The organism is Sutcliffiella sp. NC1 (genome assembly GCF_027594365.1).
GTDB lineage: Bacteria > Bacillota > Bacilli > Bacillales > Bacillaceae_I > Sutcliffiella > Sutcliffiella cohnii.
Genome location: NZ_CP115153.1, coordinates 2,130,978 through 2,147,276 on the forward strand (window position 1 = coordinate 2,130,978; position 16,299 = coordinate 2,147,276).

The window sequence follows — 16,299 nt, forward strand, 5'->3', positions numbered from 1 at the left end:
GTCTGCTTTTTGTTTTACGATTTTTATTCTATATAGGAGTAAGTTTGTATTATATCTTTTCTACGATACACACTTAAAATAAGCCCTAGTATAGCCGAATTGAATAGCAACATACTTCCTCCATAACTGATAAAAGGAAGAGAAAAGCTTACTATTGGCAATAGTCCAAGTCCCATAAAAATATTCCAAATTGTTGGAACGGAAATCAAGCTCGCGCCCCCAATTACTAACAGTCTTCCAAGTAGATCCTTTGTCTTAAATGCGTTTGTTGAAATTCTTCCTATAAAAAATAATAATAGAAGACAAAGGAAAATTCCAAACACCCAACCAAAAGAATAAACAAGATAAGGAAAAACAAAATCTGTAAAGGTGGCAGGTAAATTTTGAATGGTTAAATCGTTTGTAAATCCATTTCCGAACCACCCAGCTTGACTATAAATATTATTTAAAACCAAGTAAATCCAGCCACCTCCATTGGGGTCCTTTTCAGGGTGTAAAAATGCCAAAAGCCGTTCTGAAAAAAAGTGACTACCACGGGGAGTTAGAAGAACTGGAACAAGGAGGATTGTTCCAGTAACAACATTCGTGGTGATAATCTTTATTGCTAAATTTTTATGGACTTTTGAAAAACAAAACATGATGCATATACAAGAAATATACATTATCGTTAATGTAAAGTTTGGAAGCATCATATAGAAAATGATTGGTATCCAAAATAAGAAAAAGAGTAACATTTGTTTCTTCCGACTTTTAAAAGTATTTATACGATAAAGGATACCTATCCAAGCTAGAAAAAATAAAAATAATGTGCAGTGTGTCGAGTTTATTACAACTCCGGATACCTCAATATGGTTCATTGCCCCCATATTCATAACACCAAAAAAATATGTATATAGGAGTAAAAGAAATCCAAAACAATAAAGATAAGGCCAAAAACGGAGTAGCTTTCTATAGTCCAAAAACAAAAATGCAACGAGTACAAGTATACTAAGAGCTAACCAAATTGCTTGGCGTGTTACGAAATAGTTGTCTGGAATCGCTTCGTTCTCGAACGTCCATCCTGTTACTGGAAGAAAGCTAATAGCAGCAATAATCCCAAATAACAATAACAAAGGCCAATCCATTTTCGGTCGATGAAGTCGATTTAGATTTTCCCCTAGGTTAAATGGATTTCCCATTTCTTGAACAGCTTTTTCATCCGCTTCATCCTTTGAGATATCTCTTCTTTGGAAAGATTGACTTAACTCTTGTAAGTGGTAGGAGAGCTCCTTTTTTATCATTCCGTGTGCTTCCTTCGACTTAACTTTAGAAGTTACTTTATTGAGGAAGTCATCAAAATTAGATTTACTCATAATGATGCCTCCTCTAGCAAGTGTTTAAATGATAGTTTTTGATTGGGACTAGTCTGTTTGTAAGATGTTAAACATTTTTGACCTTTTGAAGTTAATGAATAATATTTTTTTCCTCCCTTCCATTCAGAGGTTATAAATCCTTTATTCTCAATTAAATGTAAAAGGGAATAAAGCTGTCCTTCATTGTTTTGAAAGGTAAGATCGTTGTGTTGGATAAGTTGAATAGAAAGGTCATAGCCTAACTTTCCTTCGTACTGTAATAATTCAAATAGTAAATATAAAGTTTCTCCCTTCCATGAATGGAGGTGAGTGGGTGATTGTTTTGCTCTTATAGCTTCTTTTACAGCAACTTTTCTTTCGTTAGAAAAGGAAAAATCTTTAAAGACATTTTTTTTCATTGAATTCTTTAAGTTAGAGAATAGGTTATCCATTTTTTATACCTCCTCTTCAATTTTACTTTTTACTAACTCTTTTGCACGTTTTAGTCTCGTTTTTAACGTATTTATATTCACACCCGTAACGTTACTAATCTCTGATAAGGTTAATTCCTCAAAGTAGTGGAGAAAAATTACCTCTCTAAACTTAATTGGTAAAGTCATCACTGCATTAACTAAGCTTGTTTCTTCATCCTTTTGAATGACAGCATCTTCTACTTGCTTTTCTTTTGATGGAATAAAATCAAGAATTTTTTCGTTTAAAGTTATTTTTCTATAGTGCCAGCTTCTTAAATAATCTTTACAGTGGTTACTTGCAATACGAAAAGCCCACGTTTTAATGGAGGATTGTTGTTTAAATGTATGTAATTTTTCGTAGCATTTAATTAGAACTTCTTGTGTTAAATCTTCCGCAACCGTTTGATTTTTTACGTATGTATAGACAAAATGTAAAATGTCGTCACTATAATCATTTATTAATTGATTGATAATATCTTCCTTGTTAGCTAAGCTTTCGATTGTTAGCGGCATTTGCCTTAATTCACTCATTTGCATTTTCACCTCTTCCTCCATTTTAGACGAAGCTAGCAGGTTAGTGGTTTGGAAATATGGAAGAAAATATATTTTTTAAAAGAAACTGAAATAACTAGTTGTGTTATGTAGGAATATATTGTAATATATATAAAAATCAAAAATAAGAGTTATTAAAAAAGCACGGATTAGGACATGGGTTACTTTTACGGTTTTCAGAGAGGGAAGAAATGCTGAGATCTTCCTAACGCAGGATAGTAGCTTACCGCCTTTGAGCTGTATTGGGGAATGAAAAGTATCCAATACCGAAATGCTACGTTACAGCACCAAAGCCATAAGCATAAATATTGTCTTGTGGGAAATTGGGTGGAACCACGGGTATAACAGACTCGTCCCTTGTGAGGGATGAGTCTGTTTTTTATTTTTTCAAAATACTAAAGCAATGAAAAGGGCATGAATTATTTTTACGGCTAACAGAGAGGGAAGAAAAAGGTGCGAGCTTCCTAGCGACGGAAAATAATTTACCACCTTCGAGCTGTATTGGGGAACTAAGTATCCAATATCGTCGATGCTACGTTACAGCACCATAGCCATAAGCGTTATAGTCTTGTGGGAAGTTGGGTGGAACCACGGGTAAATACAGACTCGTCCCTTGTGAGGGATGAGTCTGTTTTTTTATTTTTTAATAAAAGCGATGAAAAGGACATGAATTATTTTTACGGCTAACAGAGAGGGAAGAAAAAGGTGCGAGCTTCCTAGCAACGGAAAAATAATTTACCACCTTTGAGCTATATTGGGGAACTCAAGTATCCAATATCGTCGATGCTACGTTACAGCACTAGAGCCATAAGCATTATGTCTTATGGGAAGCTGGGTGGAACCACGGGTATTTACACACTCGTCCCTTTTATAGGGATGGGTGTGTTTTTTTATACATTATTTTAAAAGGAGTGACCATAATGGGAAACGTTGTGAAAATTAAGTTGCCTGACGGAAATATAAAGGAATTTCCAAAAGGGAGTACAGTGTATAGTGTTGCAGGGGCTATTAGCACAGGGTTACAAAAAAATGCTGTATTAGGAAAAGTAAATGGTCAATTAGTTGATTTATCCTTTCAACTTGAGGGGGATGTTGAACTTACAATTTTAACTTTCCAGTCAAACGAAGCGTTACAAGTTTTACGGCACACTGCAGCTCATGTTTTAGCACAAGCTGTAAAAAGATTGTATGGGAGTGTAAAGTTAGGGATAGGACCTGTTATTGATGATGGTTTTTACTATGATTTAAAGCTAGAAAATAGCTTAAGTTTAAACGATTTAATAGCAATCGAAAAGGAAATGCAAAACATTGTGAACGAAAACTTAACAATCAAAAGAATGGATGTTTCCTTTGAAAACGCTGAAAAATTGTTTAAAGAAATGGAGGAGCCTTTTAAGTTAGAGTTATTAAAAGAAATACCAGAAAGTGAAACAATTACTTTATACAAACAGGGGGAGTTTATTGACCTTTGCCGTGGACCTCATCTTCCTTCTACTGGACTTATGAAGGCATTTAAATTAACTCGTGTATCTGGAGCATATTGGAGAGGGGATAGTGAAGGTGAAGTTCTCCAAAGAATCTATGGCGTTGCTTTTCGAAAAAAGCAAGAATTAGACGAACATCTTCACTTTTTAGAGGAAGCAGCAAAGCGTGACCATCGCTTGTTAGGAAAACAATTGGAGTTATTTATGTTTTCTGAGGAAGCACCTGGTATGCCATTTTATTTACCAAAAGGACAAATCGTTCGAAATGAATTAGAAAGATTTTCTCGTGAAGTTCAAAATGGTGCGGAATACGATGAAGTTCGTACTCCATTTATGATGAATCAACAAATGTGGGAGAAGTCAGGTCATTGGGAACACTATCATGAAAATATGTACTTTTCTGACGTTGATCATACTAAATTTGCATTGAAACCGATGAATTGTCCTGGACATATGTTAATTTTTAAAAATAATTTATATTCTTATCGTGATTTACCGATTCGAATGGCGGAATTTGGTCAAGTTCACCGTCATGAATATAGCGGTGCATTAAATGGACTACTCCGAGTTCGTACATTTTGCCAGGATGATGCCCACATTTTTGTACGAGAGGATCAAATCGAAGACGAAATTAAAAAAGTCTTTTCTCTGATTGACAAAGTGTATCGTACTTTCGGGTTTGATTTTTCTGTGGAACTATCTACTAGACCGGAAGATTCTCTAGGTGATGACAATTTATGGGATCTATCGGAAGCAGCATTAAAAAATGTTTTAGAAACTTTAGGAGTCAATTATCAATTAAACGAAGGGGATGGAGCATTTTACGGACCGAAAATTGATTTTCACATTAAAGATGCTCTTAAAAGAAGTCATCAATGTGGCACAATCCAACTAGATTTTCAAATGCCAGAAAAATTTGATTTAAATTTTATTAATGCTAATAATGAAAAAGTCCGCCCAGTTGTTATACACCGTGCGATTTTTGGCTCGATTGATCGATTCTTTGGTATTCTAATTGAACATTTTGCAGGTGCATTTCCTGTATGGTTAGCACCTATACAAGTACAATTAATCCCAGTTTCACATGTTCATCTAGAATACTGCTTAAAGCTACAGTCCCAATTGAAACAATTAGGGATAAGGGTGAAGCTTGATGAAAGTAATGAAAAGTTAGGATATAAACTAAGAACTACACAGTTACAGAAGGTGCCATATATGTTAGTAGTAGGGGACAAGGAAGTAGAAAGAAATACTGTTAGTGTTAGGGAATATGGTCATAAACAATCGAAAAGTGTTGATCACGATATATTTATTAAGACGCTTTTAGAACAGATAAAAGAACGTAGTATTAATGGAAATGGAATCTCCGCAAAAGTTTAGTATAATGAAGTCAATATAAGAATTAGGAGCTGAAAATATGCAAAAAGTTACTCCCTTTTTAATGTTTCAAGGGCAAGCGGAAGAAGCAATGAATTTGTACACTTCTTTAATAGAGGATTCCGAAATTACAAGCATCACCCGGTACGGTGCAAACCAACCAGGAGATGAAGGAAGTGTCATGCAAGCATCTTTTTCGTTAAAAGGGCAAGAATTTATGTGTATCGATAGCAATATTAAACATGACTTTTCGTTTACTCCTTCCTTTTCGATTTTCCTCACATGTGATTCGGAACAAGAAATCGATGAGCTTTATGAGAAATTAATAGACGGAGGAGCACCTTTAATGCCACTTGGTGATTACGGGTTTAGTCAAAAATTTGGATGGATTAATGACAAGTATGGTGTATCTTGGCAGTTGAACTTACCAATTAATTAATGTTGTAGATAGCGTTATTCCTTTAGGATTAACGCTTTTCACATGTAAATAATAAAAATGGGAGAGTGGGTTCCATGCAGTTATCAGCAATATTTATTTTTGGACTCGTTTGGGGAGGACTAATGATCTATTTTTTTACACCTACTAGAAAAATAGAAAATGTCGATTTTAAAAAGGACTGGAATTTCCAGCATGCCTTTAAAGATAGTTTAATAAGCATTGGGCTACAAAAAAAGGCGGTGCCAGTTTTTCTAATGTTAGTCATTGCTGTACTAGCTATTTGGTCCTTTCACTCTCAACTTAAATGGCATAATGAAGCACATGGAGGCGGGGAAATGACTTATGATCCAACGGTACGAGCTGTTATATACATCGTTGGTTTCATTGTATATAGCACAATTTTATACTTGTACTTAGCATATAGGAGAGCTATGCTTTTGTTAAAAAAATGAAAGGGTGATATAAGAATGAGTTACAAGCAAGCATTAAAACAATACATAGAAGCTACCAACACTCATGACTTCAATAACGTAAAAACACACCTTCATGACCAAGCAGTTTTTTGGTTTACAAATAAAACATGCGCTTCCATGACCGAAATCCAACAATACTTTGAAAATGCTTGGGATACGATTAAAGAAGAAGTGTATACCGCGAAGGATGTAACATGGATTGCAACTTCAGATAGTTCAGCTACTTGTTTATACACCTATCATTATGAAGGCTACCACAATGGTAAGTTTGTTTCTGGGAGCGGACGAGCTACTAATATATTCATAAACTGTAACGGTGAATGGAAGCTTATACATGAACATTTGAGTAAGGGTGTAAAATAGGAAACTACTAATGCGTTAGTCTATGGAAGATTAACGCAATTTTTGTTGCAATAAAAGAATTATTATTCAGTATGCAACATTTATTACTATACAGTCGTCTAAAACTTAGATGTTAACATGGGGGCTAAAAGATGAAACCGAAAGATGGTTATCGAGAAAATGAAAATAGAGAACTCCTCGAGCTTTTAATGGATGAGTATGGAGACAGTATAAAGCGTCTTGCATATTCGTATACAAAAAATTGGGATATGGCCGAAGATATAACCCAAGAAGTGTTTATCACTTGTTACATAAAACTAGACGGATTTAGAGAAGAAAGTTCATACAAGACATGGTTATATAGAATTACTATTAATAAATGTAAAGACTTATTAAAAACGAAATGGTTACAAAATATCGTGCAAATAGATAAGTTTATGTCCTATTTTAAATCTAATTTAACCGTAGAGGAAGAAGTGGTGAAAAAGAACGAAGAAGAGGAACTTGCTGCGCTCATTTTTGAGTTACCGTTAAAATATCGTGAAATTATTATTCTATATTACTATGAACAATTAAAAATTAGGGAAATACATTCGTTAACAGGGTTAAACATAGAAACAATTAAGTCGAGGTTAAGAAGAGGGAAAAAGATGTTATATGATAAACTTTTGGAGGAGGAAGAAGAGTATGAGAAAAGATTTAAACAATCTTAAATCAATATTGAACAATACTATTTATGAAAATACTCATTTCAGTGAATCCTCAAAAAATAAAGTTCGTAAAAGAATAGACGGTAATCAAAGTGTTAAGTTTTATTATAAAATGAAACCGATTGTATCATTTATCGTTCTTTTTTCAATTACTGCATCACTAGTAACCTTTACTTTTAATATGGTGAACAATAAAGATGTAGTTGAGCATGAAAATTCTGCGTTAATAAAGTCTAACGGAAGTTCCAACTCTGACGCCAAAGATGTTGATGCAAATATAAATACCTCTAAAGAAATAAAAGAAAATATAGTTGCACATAACGCTATTAAGTCCTATCCGTACATAATATTTAATAACTACTACTATAAAAAAACAGACGAAGAAATTACAGAAGATCAGTTAGGGGAAATAATGGGAGAAGTAAAAAGAATAGGAGATTGGAATTTTAAAAAAGATGGCGATTCAAACGAAATCCCACCTGGGCGCTCGATCTATTCAGTAAAGGATAAAGATAAAAATGAATACATTGCAGCAAAAGGTGTAGTGTACAAAAATCAAACGAATATACCAGGGTATCTACTATTTAAAAAGGAAGAACCAGTTATTCACCCCGATCAAAGTTTAATATTAAATGCTAAGTCTGATCCGGAAGAAACAGAAATGGCATTTAAAAATGTGCAAAGGTTAGTGCCAAATATTTTAGGCTTACAAGAATTGGAGCAACAATACACACTTTCTTTCGTTTCATATTTAGAAGAGCACGGACCTGGTGTTAATCTTTATTATTCAGATAATAGTGATACCAATAATGTAATATATTTATTAGAATATAAAAACGGTTTGTTTCCTCATAACTCACGAATGGTTGAAAATCCAGACCCTAGAAATCCATGGGAACCTCCAGTTCTATCTGAGACATTTGAGCTTAACGGTTTTAACTGGGAATACTATGAAGATAAATATTATGACGACTTTTTCTTATTAGGTGAAAAAAATGGCTATATTTATGAAGTAACATTTCAGGGAGAATTCTCATTGGATGATTTAAAAGATATTGTAATGCAATTAAAATAAACGAGAAGTTTGGGTGCGTTGGGCCATAGCCTAACGCTTTTTTATGTAGGATTAAAAATCCATGGTACAATATGGATGGGTTACAATTTTAAATTATTTTAGCTTTATTAAAAAGGAGCGTAATTAATGCTAAATAAAATAAAGCAACTACCAGAAAAAACTTCATTTATTATGGGATTATCATTAATTCTATTAAGCGGAATCCTATTTTTTATCCTGTCTTTTGCCTTTACTTTAAGTTCCTGGATCGTATTGCTTATGGAGAGTGTTATGATTGGTTTCGGATTTATACTAATAATTAACGCTTCCATGAAAAGACATGCTCGTAATGATAGATAACTAGAAAGAACTACAAATAAAAGGAAACTTTTCGAATAGATGTCCGTATATATATTAAGGAAGCTATTACATTTAGCTGGAGGTAAAGATGAAAAAATTTATAACCTATCTAGGTTGGACCGTACTCTTTGGTGTTATTTTATACATCGGACATCAAATTCAAGTAAATTTACGTGAGGTAGGAAATAGTACTTATAATCTCGTTCCGTATGCTGTTTTTTTCACATGTTTTCCTGTCTTAGTTGGAATTTTGCTCCGTGCTTCAAAGTGGGTTAAGGAAATAAAAGAAGGAAGTAGATGGACATTCAATGTTCCTAAATTTCTCGGAATTTGTTTACCAGCTCTCTACATTTCATTTGTACCGCTTATTGCTTTAACTTCTGGTGGACAATATATCTTATTCTATTCAGAACTCGTATTGCTAGCTAATACGAATATAACCACGATAACCGGTCTAATAGGTGGGTATGTATTATTAGATTGTATAAGAAAAAAATAATGGACTTTATTCTATAATTTCATCTGATATAATAAATGAAATGTTAATAGTATCAGGTAGGTTAAATAATGAAAGTATATAAACTAAAATCACAGTTTAAAGGATATAAAAAAGGAACACAGTTTTATTTGATCTCGGAATCTGAATTCATCGGGGTTAAAGAGTTTGTATTAAGAACGAAAGATTTAACATCAAGTATATCACTCAGTGAAAGAGAGTTTCTTCAATACTTTGTTTTTATTAGAAGGATCAATTAAAAGCTTGTAATTATCATATTATGAAACTAAAAGTGCGTTATTCCAAAAAAAGGATTAGCGCTTTTTTTGTGGAATAAGTAAGCAACTATCCAAAAGGAGAAGATGCTATGAGAATTAACTATATGTTCTTTTTAGTCATTGTTGTTTGTACTGTATTATCAGGCTGTAGCAAAGAAGAACTAACTGAAACTGGTTTAGTTGCAAAAGAGTATTTAGATGAAAAAGGGTATAAAATTTTATCTTATGAACAACAAGTAGAAAGTTACCTATTAACGGAATCAAAATTAAAACAACCTCCGTACGATCTACAATGGAGCGTAGCTGGTAACAACCCAGAATCCTACTTTGATAAAACGGTGTATGTAGAGAAATTTATTGTAAAAGGTCATCCTTTAGATAATTGGGAAAGTAATGGTGTTAAATCAAAAGGAAAAGTATATGTTCATGTTTTTGTCGTCAATGGAGCGGTAGTAGGGGGAATATCCTACCCTGATATACCAGCAAGGCACGGAATGGTTGGTGCAGGGTATTCATTAGATGGTGAATCGTAAAAAGTTTTTATGTCACATCAAAAGCTCATTTGAAAGTGGCAAATCAAAAGGGGGGAATTTAACATGAGTTATGACCATAAACATAAAACAATCTCAACAGATAGACTAATTCTTAGACTGTTTCAAAAGTCAGATGCCGAAACAGTTGCGAAACTATGCAACAATTATAATATTTATAAAAATACGTTGTACTTACCATATCCTTATTCCGTAGAGGATGCACTTTCTTGGATTGAACGTCATTATGATAATTACATATCAGATAAGGCGTATGAGTTTGCAATTACTGATAAGGAAAACGGGAAGTTATTAGGGGCGATTGCCTTATCTAATAACCAACCATTTCAACACGGTGAACTTGCGTACTGGATTGGTGAGGAGTTTTGGGGAAATGGGTATGCGACAGAAGCAGCGCAAGCTATTATACAGTTTGCATTTGCGGAAAAAGGATACCATAAAGTTTTTGCCCGCTATTTCGACTCCAATCCAGCTTCAGGAAAAGTACTTCAAAAGATAGGGATGAAGGAAGAAGGAATATTAATCGATCACGTTAAGAAAGAAAATCAATTTGTAGATTTAGTATACTACGGAATTATTAATAGGTTAGATGAGTAAGAGGTGTGTAGAATGAGGAAAAGGTTATTACATGGACTCGTTTCGGTCTTTTTATTATCGGTCGTCGTAGCGTGTTCTTCTGATGCTTACCCAGCTTTAATGCCGGAGAAGAATGGGGAGTACTCCTTATTGTGGGTTAGAGATAGAAATGAGGGAGTTACACCATTTCCACCTATTTTTAACGAAGTAAATAAAGTGACAATGCCATCTAGTTTAGAAGAAACAAACAAAAACTATCCGGAGTTAAAACTAGAAAAAGTCCCCGCATTCGTTATTTTCGATAACAGGGGAGTTGTTTTCAAAACGTATGATCAGGATGAAGCGATCAACTTTTTAGAAGATATTTTGAATGACTCGAAATAATTTTTTGATTTTTTAAAAATTTACTATTTTTTGTAAAGATTTTATATATAATAGCTTTAGGTAGGAGTGCTTTCTGTGAGGGTACTCTTTTTTTGAGAGGAGGAAAATGAAATGTCAAATGAACATGACGCTGTATTAGATACAGAAAAGCAAAAAGAACCGCCAAAAGTGAAAGTGGAAAGAAAAGAAGGAGAACCGACTGCTGCTTTCAAAGGTGCTTCATGGGGAGCGTTACTAGTTGGTGTAACGGCTTATCTTATCGGGCTATTTAACGCAACAATGGAGCTGAACGAAAAAGGCTATTACTTTGCCGTACTAGTTTTTGGGCTGTATTCAGCAGTTTCGTTGCAAAAAGCAGTAAGAGATAAAGAAGATGGTATTCCGGTTACTAACATTTATTACGGTATTAGCTGGTTAGCACTTATTATTTCTATTTCTTTAATGGGAATCGGTTTATATAATGCGGGCAGTATCATATTAAGTGAAAAAGGCTTTTATGCAATGGCGTTTGTTTTAAGTTTATTCGCAGCAATAACAGTTCAAAAGAATATTCGAGATACAGAGAAAGCTAGAGAAAGAGTCTAAACTTATGGGGTATATTGAAGATTTACGAAAAGAAGTTGGCCATCGTCCATTAATTTTAGTAGGTGTGGCAGTAGCAGCCATAAATGAGAAAGGGCAGTTGTTATTACAAAAACGTAGTGACGGCATGTGGGGAGTTCCAGGAGGTTTCATGGAGCTTGGAGAATCAACAGAAGAAGCTGGTAGAAGAGAAGTGTTAGAAGAAACAGGGATTGAAGTTGGTAAACTCGAGTTAGTCGGTGTTTTTTCAGGAAAACAGCACTTCGTTAAATTACGTAACGGCGATGAATTCTACCCTGTAACAGTAGCGTACGTAACAAAGGAAATTATCGGTGGAACGTTAAAAGCAGATGGTCAAGAAACTACAGAAGTGAAATACTTTCATTTAAAAGAACTACCAGATGAACTTAACCCACTTATAAAAAATCTAATTAAACAATATTCTCTTACATTATCTATCTAAAGCAAGTTTAAAAGCCCCTTTCAGCCAAATTAGCTGATTTTAAGGGGCTTTTCTTCCTTATACACTTTACTCTTTATCGTAGCAGGTTCTTTATTCAACGCTAAGATGAAAATCATAAAAATAATACAAATAGTTCCAATCCATTGAAAATGGCCAAAAGGTTCATTTAACCAAAATACAGTTGTAAAAACAGCTGCTAGTGGCTCAATACTTGCGAGTAAGCTTGATTCTTTAGCAGATAGGCTTTGTAAGCTCTTAATATAAAACCAAAAGGCAATCATTGTTCCAAAAATGATGACGAATACTAAGTAAAAAATAGCTTCTCCTGTTAATGCTTGAAAGTTCATTTGCCAAGGAGGATGAATCCAGCTTAAAAAGAAACTGCCAATAATCATTGCCCATCCAACAATTACAAGGGAATCAAATTGTTTTAGTAATGGTATCGCATATAAAGTATAAAATGCTAATGCCACGCCAGATAAAACACCCCAAATAATAGCCGGTGCAGGTACAGATAATTGCGAAACTGATCCGTTTGTTAATAAGAAAAAGCAGCCTATTAATGCAAGTGTAACAGTAAAAACATCTCGTCGTGTTAACACCGTTTGCTTTCTGAAAACTAAATAAACGATAATCATAACTGGTGCTAAATATTGTAATAACGTCGCAACCGCTGCATTGCCATGTTCGATGGAAGCCATATACGTATATTGGACGGCTAGCATTCCGAATAGGCCAAAAATAATTAACGGAATTGCTATTTTTTTCGTTTTCCAAACATCGAATATTTGAGCACGATCTTTGCTAAAAAATTGAATGGCTAATAGTAATAATCCAGCAATAAGTAATCTAGTCGTTACAAGCCATTCTACATTTATATTAAAGTCCTGAAAAAGCTTTTTAGAAACAGTTCCACCAATTCCCCAGAATAAGGCACCGGTTATAACGAGAAATATCCCCTTTTGTCTACTCATTTTATTACTCCACCTTTAAATATAAAAATAGTGATACAATAATCCCTATAATAAAGGTAAAACTCATGAAATAATACTAATAATGGATAAAAAAATATAAGTATATTGAGGTGGGAAGGTGCAAATAAAAGATTTTCGAGTCGACAAAAGCCTAAAAGAATTAACAGAGCATCGTACGGTTGTGTTACCAATCGCGTGTTACGAAACGACCATTAAGCAAAATATTAATGGAAATATTCCATTTCATTGGCATGATGAATTACAGTTTGTTCTCATTGTGAAGGGAGAAGCTCTTTTTCAAATTAACGAAGAGAAAATTACTGTTAGAGAAGGGGAAGGGTTATTTATCAATAGTGGTTGTTTACATGCAGCAATAGATAAAAATGACTCTGGTTGTGTTTACATATGTTTAAATGTTTCTCCTAGTTTCGTTTTATCTCAAGAGCTGTTTAATTCGTATGTAAATCCGTATATACAGGCGACGAACATCCCGTTTTTGCACATATCACCAAATGAAACCTGGGGAGAAAACATTTTAACCTCTATTAAGAAAATAAATGAGTTATTTAAACAAACCCAACCTTACTATGAAATCGATATTAGTCTACAGTTAACGTTAATATGGAAAAATTTAATAATGAACGGTATTCCGTTACAATTTGTACAGACAGAATTGTTAAAAAGCCAAAGGATGAAGCAAATGCTAAATTGGATCCACCATAACTATGCGGAAAAAATTCAATTAGAAAATATCGCAAAGGCAGGTCATTTAAGTCGTTCTGAGTGCTGTCGATATTTCAAACGAATTTTAAAGAAATCACCATTAAATTACGTAATCGATTACCGCATTCAAAAAAGCTTACTATTACTTCACAGCCTGAATCGAATGTAACAGATGTTGCTTACCAGGTAGGATTTAACAGCACCAGCTATTTCATTGAAAAGTTTCGAAAAACGATGAACATGACACCGTTAGCATATAAAAAATATAAAAATAGGAGTGGGAAGTAAGAGCAGGAATAAATCTGATTATGTGGAAGTTATTTACTAGAGTTTTAACTGGTGCTATTAATAAAATGTATCTTTAAAAATAAGGGGGTATAAAATGTGGAAGGACTACTTAAGCAGTATTTCAGTAGAGTGTCAGTTTCAAAACCCTGTAACAAAATTTGAACTAAAATCAGTTGAAGATAACTTACATGTAAAAATCCCAGCAAAAATATTGGAATTATACAAAGAGACAAATGGTGTATTTGGTCATTATGGGATTTCATACATTTGGTCAACCGAACAAATGATACGTGAAAACCTGTTTGCTAGAAATTCACATAATAATATGGATAACATTTTATTTTTTTCAGATGCAGGGAACGGGGATTTATTTGGCTACTCTCTTTTAGAGGGAATGCAGCAAAATGAATGCATATATTGCTGGAATCACGAGGATGGTAGTGTAAAATTAATTGCCCCGTCGTTAGAAGAGTTTCTAAAAGGCTGGATTTTAGGAGAAATCTTTGTTTGATACTATTAATTGAGAGCCAGAGGAGGAATTATGCGACTTTTTCACGTAAGCGAACAACCTGACATTTCAAAGTTCGTACCTCGAATACCTACTAGACAAGATATGGATCAAAGTAAAGGGTTAGTTTGGGCAATTAATGAAAAATGTTTACCTAACTTCTTAACACCTAGAAATTGTCCGAGAGTTACATATCATTGTAACGAGCGTACCACAGAGGACGATAAAAACCGCTATATGTCTTCTAAAACTACAAACCACGTTGTTGCCATTGAGCATAAGTGGTTTTCTACTATGAGAGATACTACATTATACTTATATGAATTTAACAGTACTGATTTTTATCTACTCGACAGGTGTGCGGGCTATTATGTAAGTGAAAAAACTCAAGTTCCTATCAATAGATTTGTAGTGAATGATTTATTGATGGAATTAATCCATCGAAAAGTAGAAGTAAGAATAGTTGATAGCCTTTGGGATTTATGTGAAAAGATTCAAACAACAAGCTTTGATTGGTCCATGTGCAAAATGGGAAATGCACAAAGGAACTAGTTAATATTTATGGCTAGCAGACCCTACTCGAAAAGGGTTTGCTGTTAAGCAAGGGGGAGAATGGAAAGATGAAAATTAGACTTGCACAAACAAAAGATATTAAGCAATTAATACAAATGAGATGGGATTTTACGATTGAGCATGATGAAAGTAAACGAAACGCATCATTTGAAGACTTTGAAAAAGAATGCCACTCTTTTTTAGAAGGTGCTATAAACGGCAATCAATGGTTCATTTGGGTAGTCGAAGAAGATGAAAAAGTTGTATCTCATATTTACATCGAATTAATCCAAAAGGTTCCGCGACCTGGTAGGGTAACTTATCCGTTCGCCTACATGACAAACGTATACACTGTTCCAGCATATAGAGGGAAGGGTGTTGGTAGTGAACTTCTAAGTTACATAAATAAATGGATAGAAGAAAATAATTACGAATTCGTCATCGTATGGCCAAGTGACGAAGCTATTAATTATTATAAGAAAAATGGTTACAAACATTGTACAGAGCCGATGGAATATTTTCCTGGTTAAATTGGATGTTTATGAGAAAGGTAGTGAACTGTCTTGTTTAAGTTTTTCTTTCAACTCGGAGTAGCAATGATGATCCTATTGTTTTCTACTTTTGTTTCTTGGTACGAAGGTAGCGCGATAATCGATCATCCGTGGGAATGGGAATATTCCACTCCGTTTACTCAGCTTAATGGAGAAATTCAGAATGGAAACCAAATATCACAGCTAGATTATTTTGTTTATGCGGCGAAATTCCATCCGACATTTCCATTAGTAATGTTAATCAGTTTTTTGTATCTATTAATTCTTGTTAGTTTCCAAGTCCTTAATACTAAACACTTTATATATTTTTTAAGTTTTGTAGCTGCATCCTTATTTTTTCTAAGTTATTTAGTTTCTAATTCATCAACAATAGGTGGGAACGTCTTTTTTTACTTTAGTATGTTAACTGGTATTGTATGTATTGCCACAACGATTTGCATGAAGTTTTTAGGTAGCAAAAGGGAAACTACTGCATAAATTATAATTTCATATGAACAAGAATAATTTGTCAACAAGCACAATTGTAAAAGGACTCAAATACAGAGTCCTTTTTTAATCGTAATAGAGTTTTATGAAAACTTCTTTAACCGGATGGAGCTAAACCCAGTATGTGGATGTACGTTGGACTGGACTTTGTAATATTCATATTCCAACTCTGAAAGCGTCAAATCAAGTAATGCATCTTCTTTTTTATAAAATTGATGATGTTCTAGTAATTTTGAAATGATCTCCATTTTTCTTACTTCTACAACTATAAATGCTAACTTAAGAATGTACA

Annotated in this window: 23 protein-coding genes, 1 pseudogene and 3 other annotated features; of the genes and pseudogenes, 19 read left to right on the plus strand and 5 right to left on the minus strand. The window is 33.8% G+C overall.

The window, feature by feature from the left end; translation table 11 throughout:
* Positions 1-23 precede the first annotated feature (23 nt).
* The 3 genes from O1A01_RS11085 to O1A01_RS11095 are packed head-to-tail and all read right to left on the minus strand — an operon-like array spanning position 24 to position 2,335.
* On the minus strand, positions 24-1,352 hold the full coding sequence (locus tag O1A01_RS11085; RefSeq protein WP_270066268.1) for an FtsW/RodA/SpoVE family cell cycle protein: 1,329 nt from the start codon (positions 1,350-1,352) through the stop codon (positions 24-26).
* Positions 1,349-1,783, minus strand: coding sequence for a PadR family transcriptional regulator (locus tag O1A01_RS11090; RefSeq protein ID WP_270066269.1), 435 nt, complete (start codon positions 1,781-1,783; stop codon positions 1,349-1,351). The genes O1A01_RS11085 and O1A01_RS11090 overlap by 4 nt, the downstream gene beginning before the upstream one ends.
* 3 nt (positions 1,784-1,786) lie before the next feature.
* Complete coding sequence (locus tag O1A01_RS11095; protein WP_328225275.1) at positions 1,787-2,335, minus strand: sigma-70 family RNA polymerase sigma factor; 549 nt, start codon at positions 2,333-2,335, stop codon at positions 1,787-1,789.
* Positions 2,336-2,492: 157 nt separating this feature from the next.
* Positions 2,493-2,717: a binding site (T-box leader), on the plus strand.
* Positions 2,718-2,750: 33 nt separating this feature from the next.
* Positions 2,751-2,973 (plus strand) — a binding site (T-box leader).
* 29 nt (positions 2,974-3,002) lie between these two features.
* Positions 3,003-3,226 (plus strand) — a binding site (T-box leader).
* A gap of 50 nt (positions 3,227-3,276) precedes the next feature.
* Between O1A01_RS11095 and thrS the strand changes: the two genes are divergently transcribed.
* From thrS to O1A01_RS11165, 14 genes are all read left to right on the plus strand, one after another.
* Positions 3,277-5,220, plus strand: coding sequence for a threonine--tRNA ligase (gene thrS / locus O1A01_RS11100; protein WP_270066270.1), 1,944 nt, complete (start codon positions 3,277-3,279; stop codon positions 5,218-5,220).
* Between the two features lie 37 nt (positions 5,221-5,257).
* Entirely contained in the window at positions 5,258-5,656 is a 399-nt protein-coding gene (locus O1A01_RS11105; protein ID WP_066411859.1) for a VOC family protein, read from the plus strand.
* A gap of 74 nt (positions 5,657-5,730) precedes the next feature.
* Positions 5,731-6,108: a hypothetical protein gene (locus O1A01_RS11110; RefSeq protein WP_066411857.1), complete on the plus strand. Its 378-nt coding sequence runs from the start codon at positions 5,731-5,733 to the stop codon at positions 6,106-6,108.
* A 15-nt stretch (positions 6,109-6,123) separates the two neighbouring features.
* Positions 6,124-6,492 (plus strand): YybH family protein, encoded by a 369-nt coding sequence (locus O1A01_RS11115; RefSeq protein WP_066411854.1) that lies wholly within the window; start codon positions 6,124-6,126, stop codon positions 6,490-6,492.
* Positions 6,493-6,623: 131 nt separating this feature from the next.
* On the plus strand, positions 6,624-7,184 hold the full coding sequence (locus tag O1A01_RS11120; protein ID WP_066411851.1) for a sigma-70 family RNA polymerase sigma factor: 561 nt from the start codon (positions 6,624-6,626) through the stop codon (positions 7,182-7,184).
* Positions 7,159-8,256, plus strand: a complete 1,098-nt coding sequence (locus O1A01_RS11125; RefSeq protein WP_066411848.1) for a hypothetical protein — start codon at positions 7,159-7,161, stop codon at positions 8,254-8,256. The genes O1A01_RS11120 and O1A01_RS11125 overlap by 26 nt, the downstream gene beginning before the upstream one ends.
* A 126-nt stretch (positions 8,257-8,382) precedes the next feature.
* Positions 8,383-8,595 (plus strand): hypothetical protein, encoded by a 213-nt coding sequence (locus tag O1A01_RS11130; protein WP_066411846.1) that lies wholly within the window; start codon positions 8,383-8,385, stop codon positions 8,593-8,595.
* Positions 8,596-8,683: 88 nt separating this feature from the next.
* Positions 8,684-9,094, plus strand: coding sequence for a hypothetical protein (locus tag O1A01_RS11135; RefSeq protein WP_066411844.1), 411 nt, complete (start codon positions 8,684-8,686; stop codon positions 9,092-9,094).
* A gap of 68 nt (positions 9,095-9,162) precedes the next feature.
* On the plus strand, positions 9,163-9,351 hold the full coding sequence (locus O1A01_RS11140; protein ID WP_066411839.1) for a hypothetical protein: 189 nt from the start codon (positions 9,163-9,165) through the stop codon (positions 9,349-9,351).
* 107 nt (positions 9,352-9,458) lie between these two features.
* Positions 9,459-9,902: a hypothetical protein gene (locus tag O1A01_RS11145; protein WP_270066271.1), complete on the plus strand. Its 444-nt coding sequence runs from the start codon at positions 9,459-9,461 to the stop codon at positions 9,900-9,902.
* 63 nt (positions 9,903-9,965) lie between these two features.
* Complete coding sequence (locus O1A01_RS11150) at positions 9,966-10,517, plus strand: GNAT family N-acetyltransferase (RefSeq protein WP_270066272.1); 552 nt, start codon at positions 9,966-9,968, stop codon at positions 10,515-10,517.
* A 12-nt stretch (positions 10,518-10,529) separates the two neighbouring features.
* Positions 10,530-10,880: a hypothetical protein gene (locus O1A01_RS11155; RefSeq protein ID WP_066411833.1), complete on the plus strand. Its 351-nt coding sequence runs from the start codon at positions 10,530-10,532 to the stop codon at positions 10,878-10,880.
* Between the two features lie 111 nt (positions 10,881-10,991).
* A complete protein-coding gene (gene yiaA, locus O1A01_RS11160; RefSeq protein WP_066411831.1) occupies positions 10,992-11,465 on the plus strand; it encodes an inner membrane protein YiaA in 474 nt (157 codons plus the stop codon).
* A 4-nt stretch (positions 11,466-11,469) separates the two neighbouring features.
* On the plus strand, positions 11,470-11,925 hold the full coding sequence (locus tag O1A01_RS11165; RefSeq protein WP_066411829.1) for an NUDIX hydrolase: 456 nt from the start codon (positions 11,470-11,472) through the stop codon (positions 11,923-11,925).
* A 29-nt stretch (positions 11,926-11,954) separates the two neighbouring features.
* On the opposite strand, the gene O1A01_RS11170 is transcribed toward O1A01_RS11165, so the two are convergent.
* Positions 11,955-12,899, minus strand: coding sequence for an EamA family transporter (locus O1A01_RS11170; protein ID WP_066411826.1), 945 nt, complete (start codon positions 12,897-12,899; stop codon positions 11,955-11,957).
* A gap of 118 nt (positions 12,900-13,017) precedes the next feature.
* On the opposite strand from O1A01_RS11170, the pseudogene O1A01_RS11175 reads away from it, so the two are divergent.
* The 5 genes and pseudogenes from O1A01_RS11175 to O1A01_RS11195 all read left to right on the plus strand — a co-directional run bounded on the left by O1A01_RS11175 (position 13,018) and on the right by O1A01_RS11195 (position 15,998).
* Positions 13,018-13,910: pseudogene (locus tag O1A01_RS11175) on the plus strand (AraC family transcriptional regulator).
* Between the two features lie 94 nt (positions 13,911-14,004).
* Complete coding sequence (locus tag O1A01_RS11180) at positions 14,005-14,421, plus strand: SMI1/KNR4 family protein (protein WP_270066273.1); 417 nt, start codon at positions 14,005-14,007, stop codon at positions 14,419-14,421.
* A gap of 30 nt (positions 14,422-14,451) precedes the next feature.
* Positions 14,452-14,970 (plus strand): DUF6886 family protein, encoded by a 519-nt coding sequence (locus O1A01_RS11185; protein WP_066411813.1) that lies wholly within the window; start codon positions 14,452-14,454, stop codon positions 14,968-14,970.
* A gap of 68 nt (positions 14,971-15,038) precedes the next feature.
* Positions 15,039-15,500: a GNAT family N-acetyltransferase gene (locus O1A01_RS11190; RefSeq protein ID WP_066411811.1), complete on the plus strand. Its 462-nt coding sequence runs from the start codon at positions 15,039-15,041 to the stop codon at positions 15,498-15,500.
* A 33-nt stretch (positions 15,501-15,533) separates the two neighbouring features.
* Positions 15,534-15,998, plus strand: a complete 465-nt coding sequence (locus O1A01_RS11195; RefSeq protein ID WP_084380161.1) for a YjdJ family protein — start codon at positions 15,534-15,536, stop codon at positions 15,996-15,998.
* A 92-nt stretch (positions 15,999-16,090) separates the two neighbouring features.
* Here O1A01_RS11195 and O1A01_RS11200 read toward each other — a convergent pair whose 3' ends face one another.
* The gene (locus O1A01_RS11200; RefSeq protein WP_270066274.1) at positions 16,091-16,255 is read right to left on the minus strand and encodes a Fur-regulated basic protein FbpA; all 165 of its coding nucleotides are present in this window, start codon (positions 16,253-16,255) and stop codon (positions 16,091-16,093) included.
* Positions 16,256-16,299 lie beyond the last annotated feature (44 nt).

Coding starts and splice junctions, on each gene's coding strand:
- O1A01_RS11085 (WP_270066268.1), bottom strand. CDS start 1,352: ATGAGTAAATCTAATTTTGATGACTTCCTCAATAAAGTAACTTCTAAA.
- O1A01_RS11090 (WP_270066269.1), bottom strand. CDS start 1,783: ATGGATAACCTATTCTCTAACTTAAAGAATTCAATGAAAAAAAATGTC.
- O1A01_RS11095 (WP_328225275.1), bottom strand. CDS start 2,335: ATGAGTGAATTAAGGCAAATGCCGCTAACAATCGAAAGCTTAGCTAAC.
- thrS (WP_270066270.1), top strand. CDS start 3,277: ATGGGAAACGTTGTGAAAATTAAGTTGCCTGACGGAAATATAAAGGAA.
- O1A01_RS11105 (WP_066411859.1), top strand. CDS start 5,258: ATGCAAAAAGTTACTCCCTTTTTAATGTTTCAAGGGCAAGCGGAAGAA.
- O1A01_RS11110 (WP_066411857.1), top strand. CDS start 5,731: ATGCAGTTATCAGCAATATTTATTTTTGGACTCGTTTGGGGAGGACTA.
- O1A01_RS11115 (WP_066411854.1), top strand. CDS start 6,124: ATGAGTTACAAGCAAGCATTAAAACAATACATAGAAGCTACCAACACT.
- O1A01_RS11120 (WP_066411851.1), top strand. CDS start 6,624: ATGAAACCGAAAGATGGTTATCGAGAAAATGAAAATAGAGAACTCCTC.
- O1A01_RS11125 (WP_066411848.1), top strand. CDS start 7,159: ATGAGAAAAGATTTAAACAATCTTAAATCAATATTGAACAATACTATT.
- O1A01_RS11130 (WP_066411846.1), top strand. CDS start 8,383: ATGCTAAATAAAATAAAGCAACTACCAGAAAAAACTTCATTTATTATG.
- O1A01_RS11135 (WP_066411844.1), top strand. CDS start 8,684: ATGAAAAAATTTATAACCTATCTAGGTTGGACCGTACTCTTTGGTGTT.
- O1A01_RS11140 (WP_066411839.1), top strand. CDS start 9,163: ATGAAAGTATATAAACTAAAATCACAGTTTAAAGGATATAAAAAAGGA.
- O1A01_RS11145 (WP_270066271.1), top strand. CDS start 9,459: ATGAGAATTAACTATATGTTCTTTTTAGTCATTGTTGTTTGTACTGTA.
- O1A01_RS11150 (WP_270066272.1), top strand. CDS start 9,966: ATGAGTTATGACCATAAACATAAAACAATCTCAACAGATAGACTAATT.
- O1A01_RS11155 (WP_066411833.1), top strand. CDS start 10,530: ATGAGGAAAAGGTTATTACATGGACTCGTTTCGGTCTTTTTATTATCG.
- yiaA (WP_066411831.1), top strand. CDS start 10,992: ATGTCAAATGAACATGACGCTGTATTAGATACAGAAAAGCAAAAAGAA.
- O1A01_RS11165 (WP_066411829.1), top strand. CDS start 11,470: ATGGGGTATATTGAAGATTTACGAAAAGAAGTTGGCCATCGTCCATTA.
- O1A01_RS11170 (WP_066411826.1), bottom strand. CDS start 12,899: ATGAGTAGACAAAAGGGGATATTTCTCGTTATAACCGGTGCCTTATTC.
- O1A01_RS11180 (WP_270066273.1), top strand. CDS start 14,005: ATGTGGAAGGACTACTTAAGCAGTATTTCAGTAGAGTGTCAGTTTCAA.
- O1A01_RS11185 (WP_066411813.1), top strand. CDS start 14,452: ATGCGACTTTTTCACGTAAGCGAACAACCTGACATTTCAAAGTTCGTA.
- O1A01_RS11190 (WP_066411811.1), top strand. CDS start 15,039: ATGAAAATTAGACTTGCACAAACAAAAGATATTAAGCAATTAATACAA.
- O1A01_RS11200 (WP_270066274.1), bottom strand. CDS start 16,255: ATGGAGATCATTTCAAAATTACTAGAACATCATCAATTTTATAAAAAA.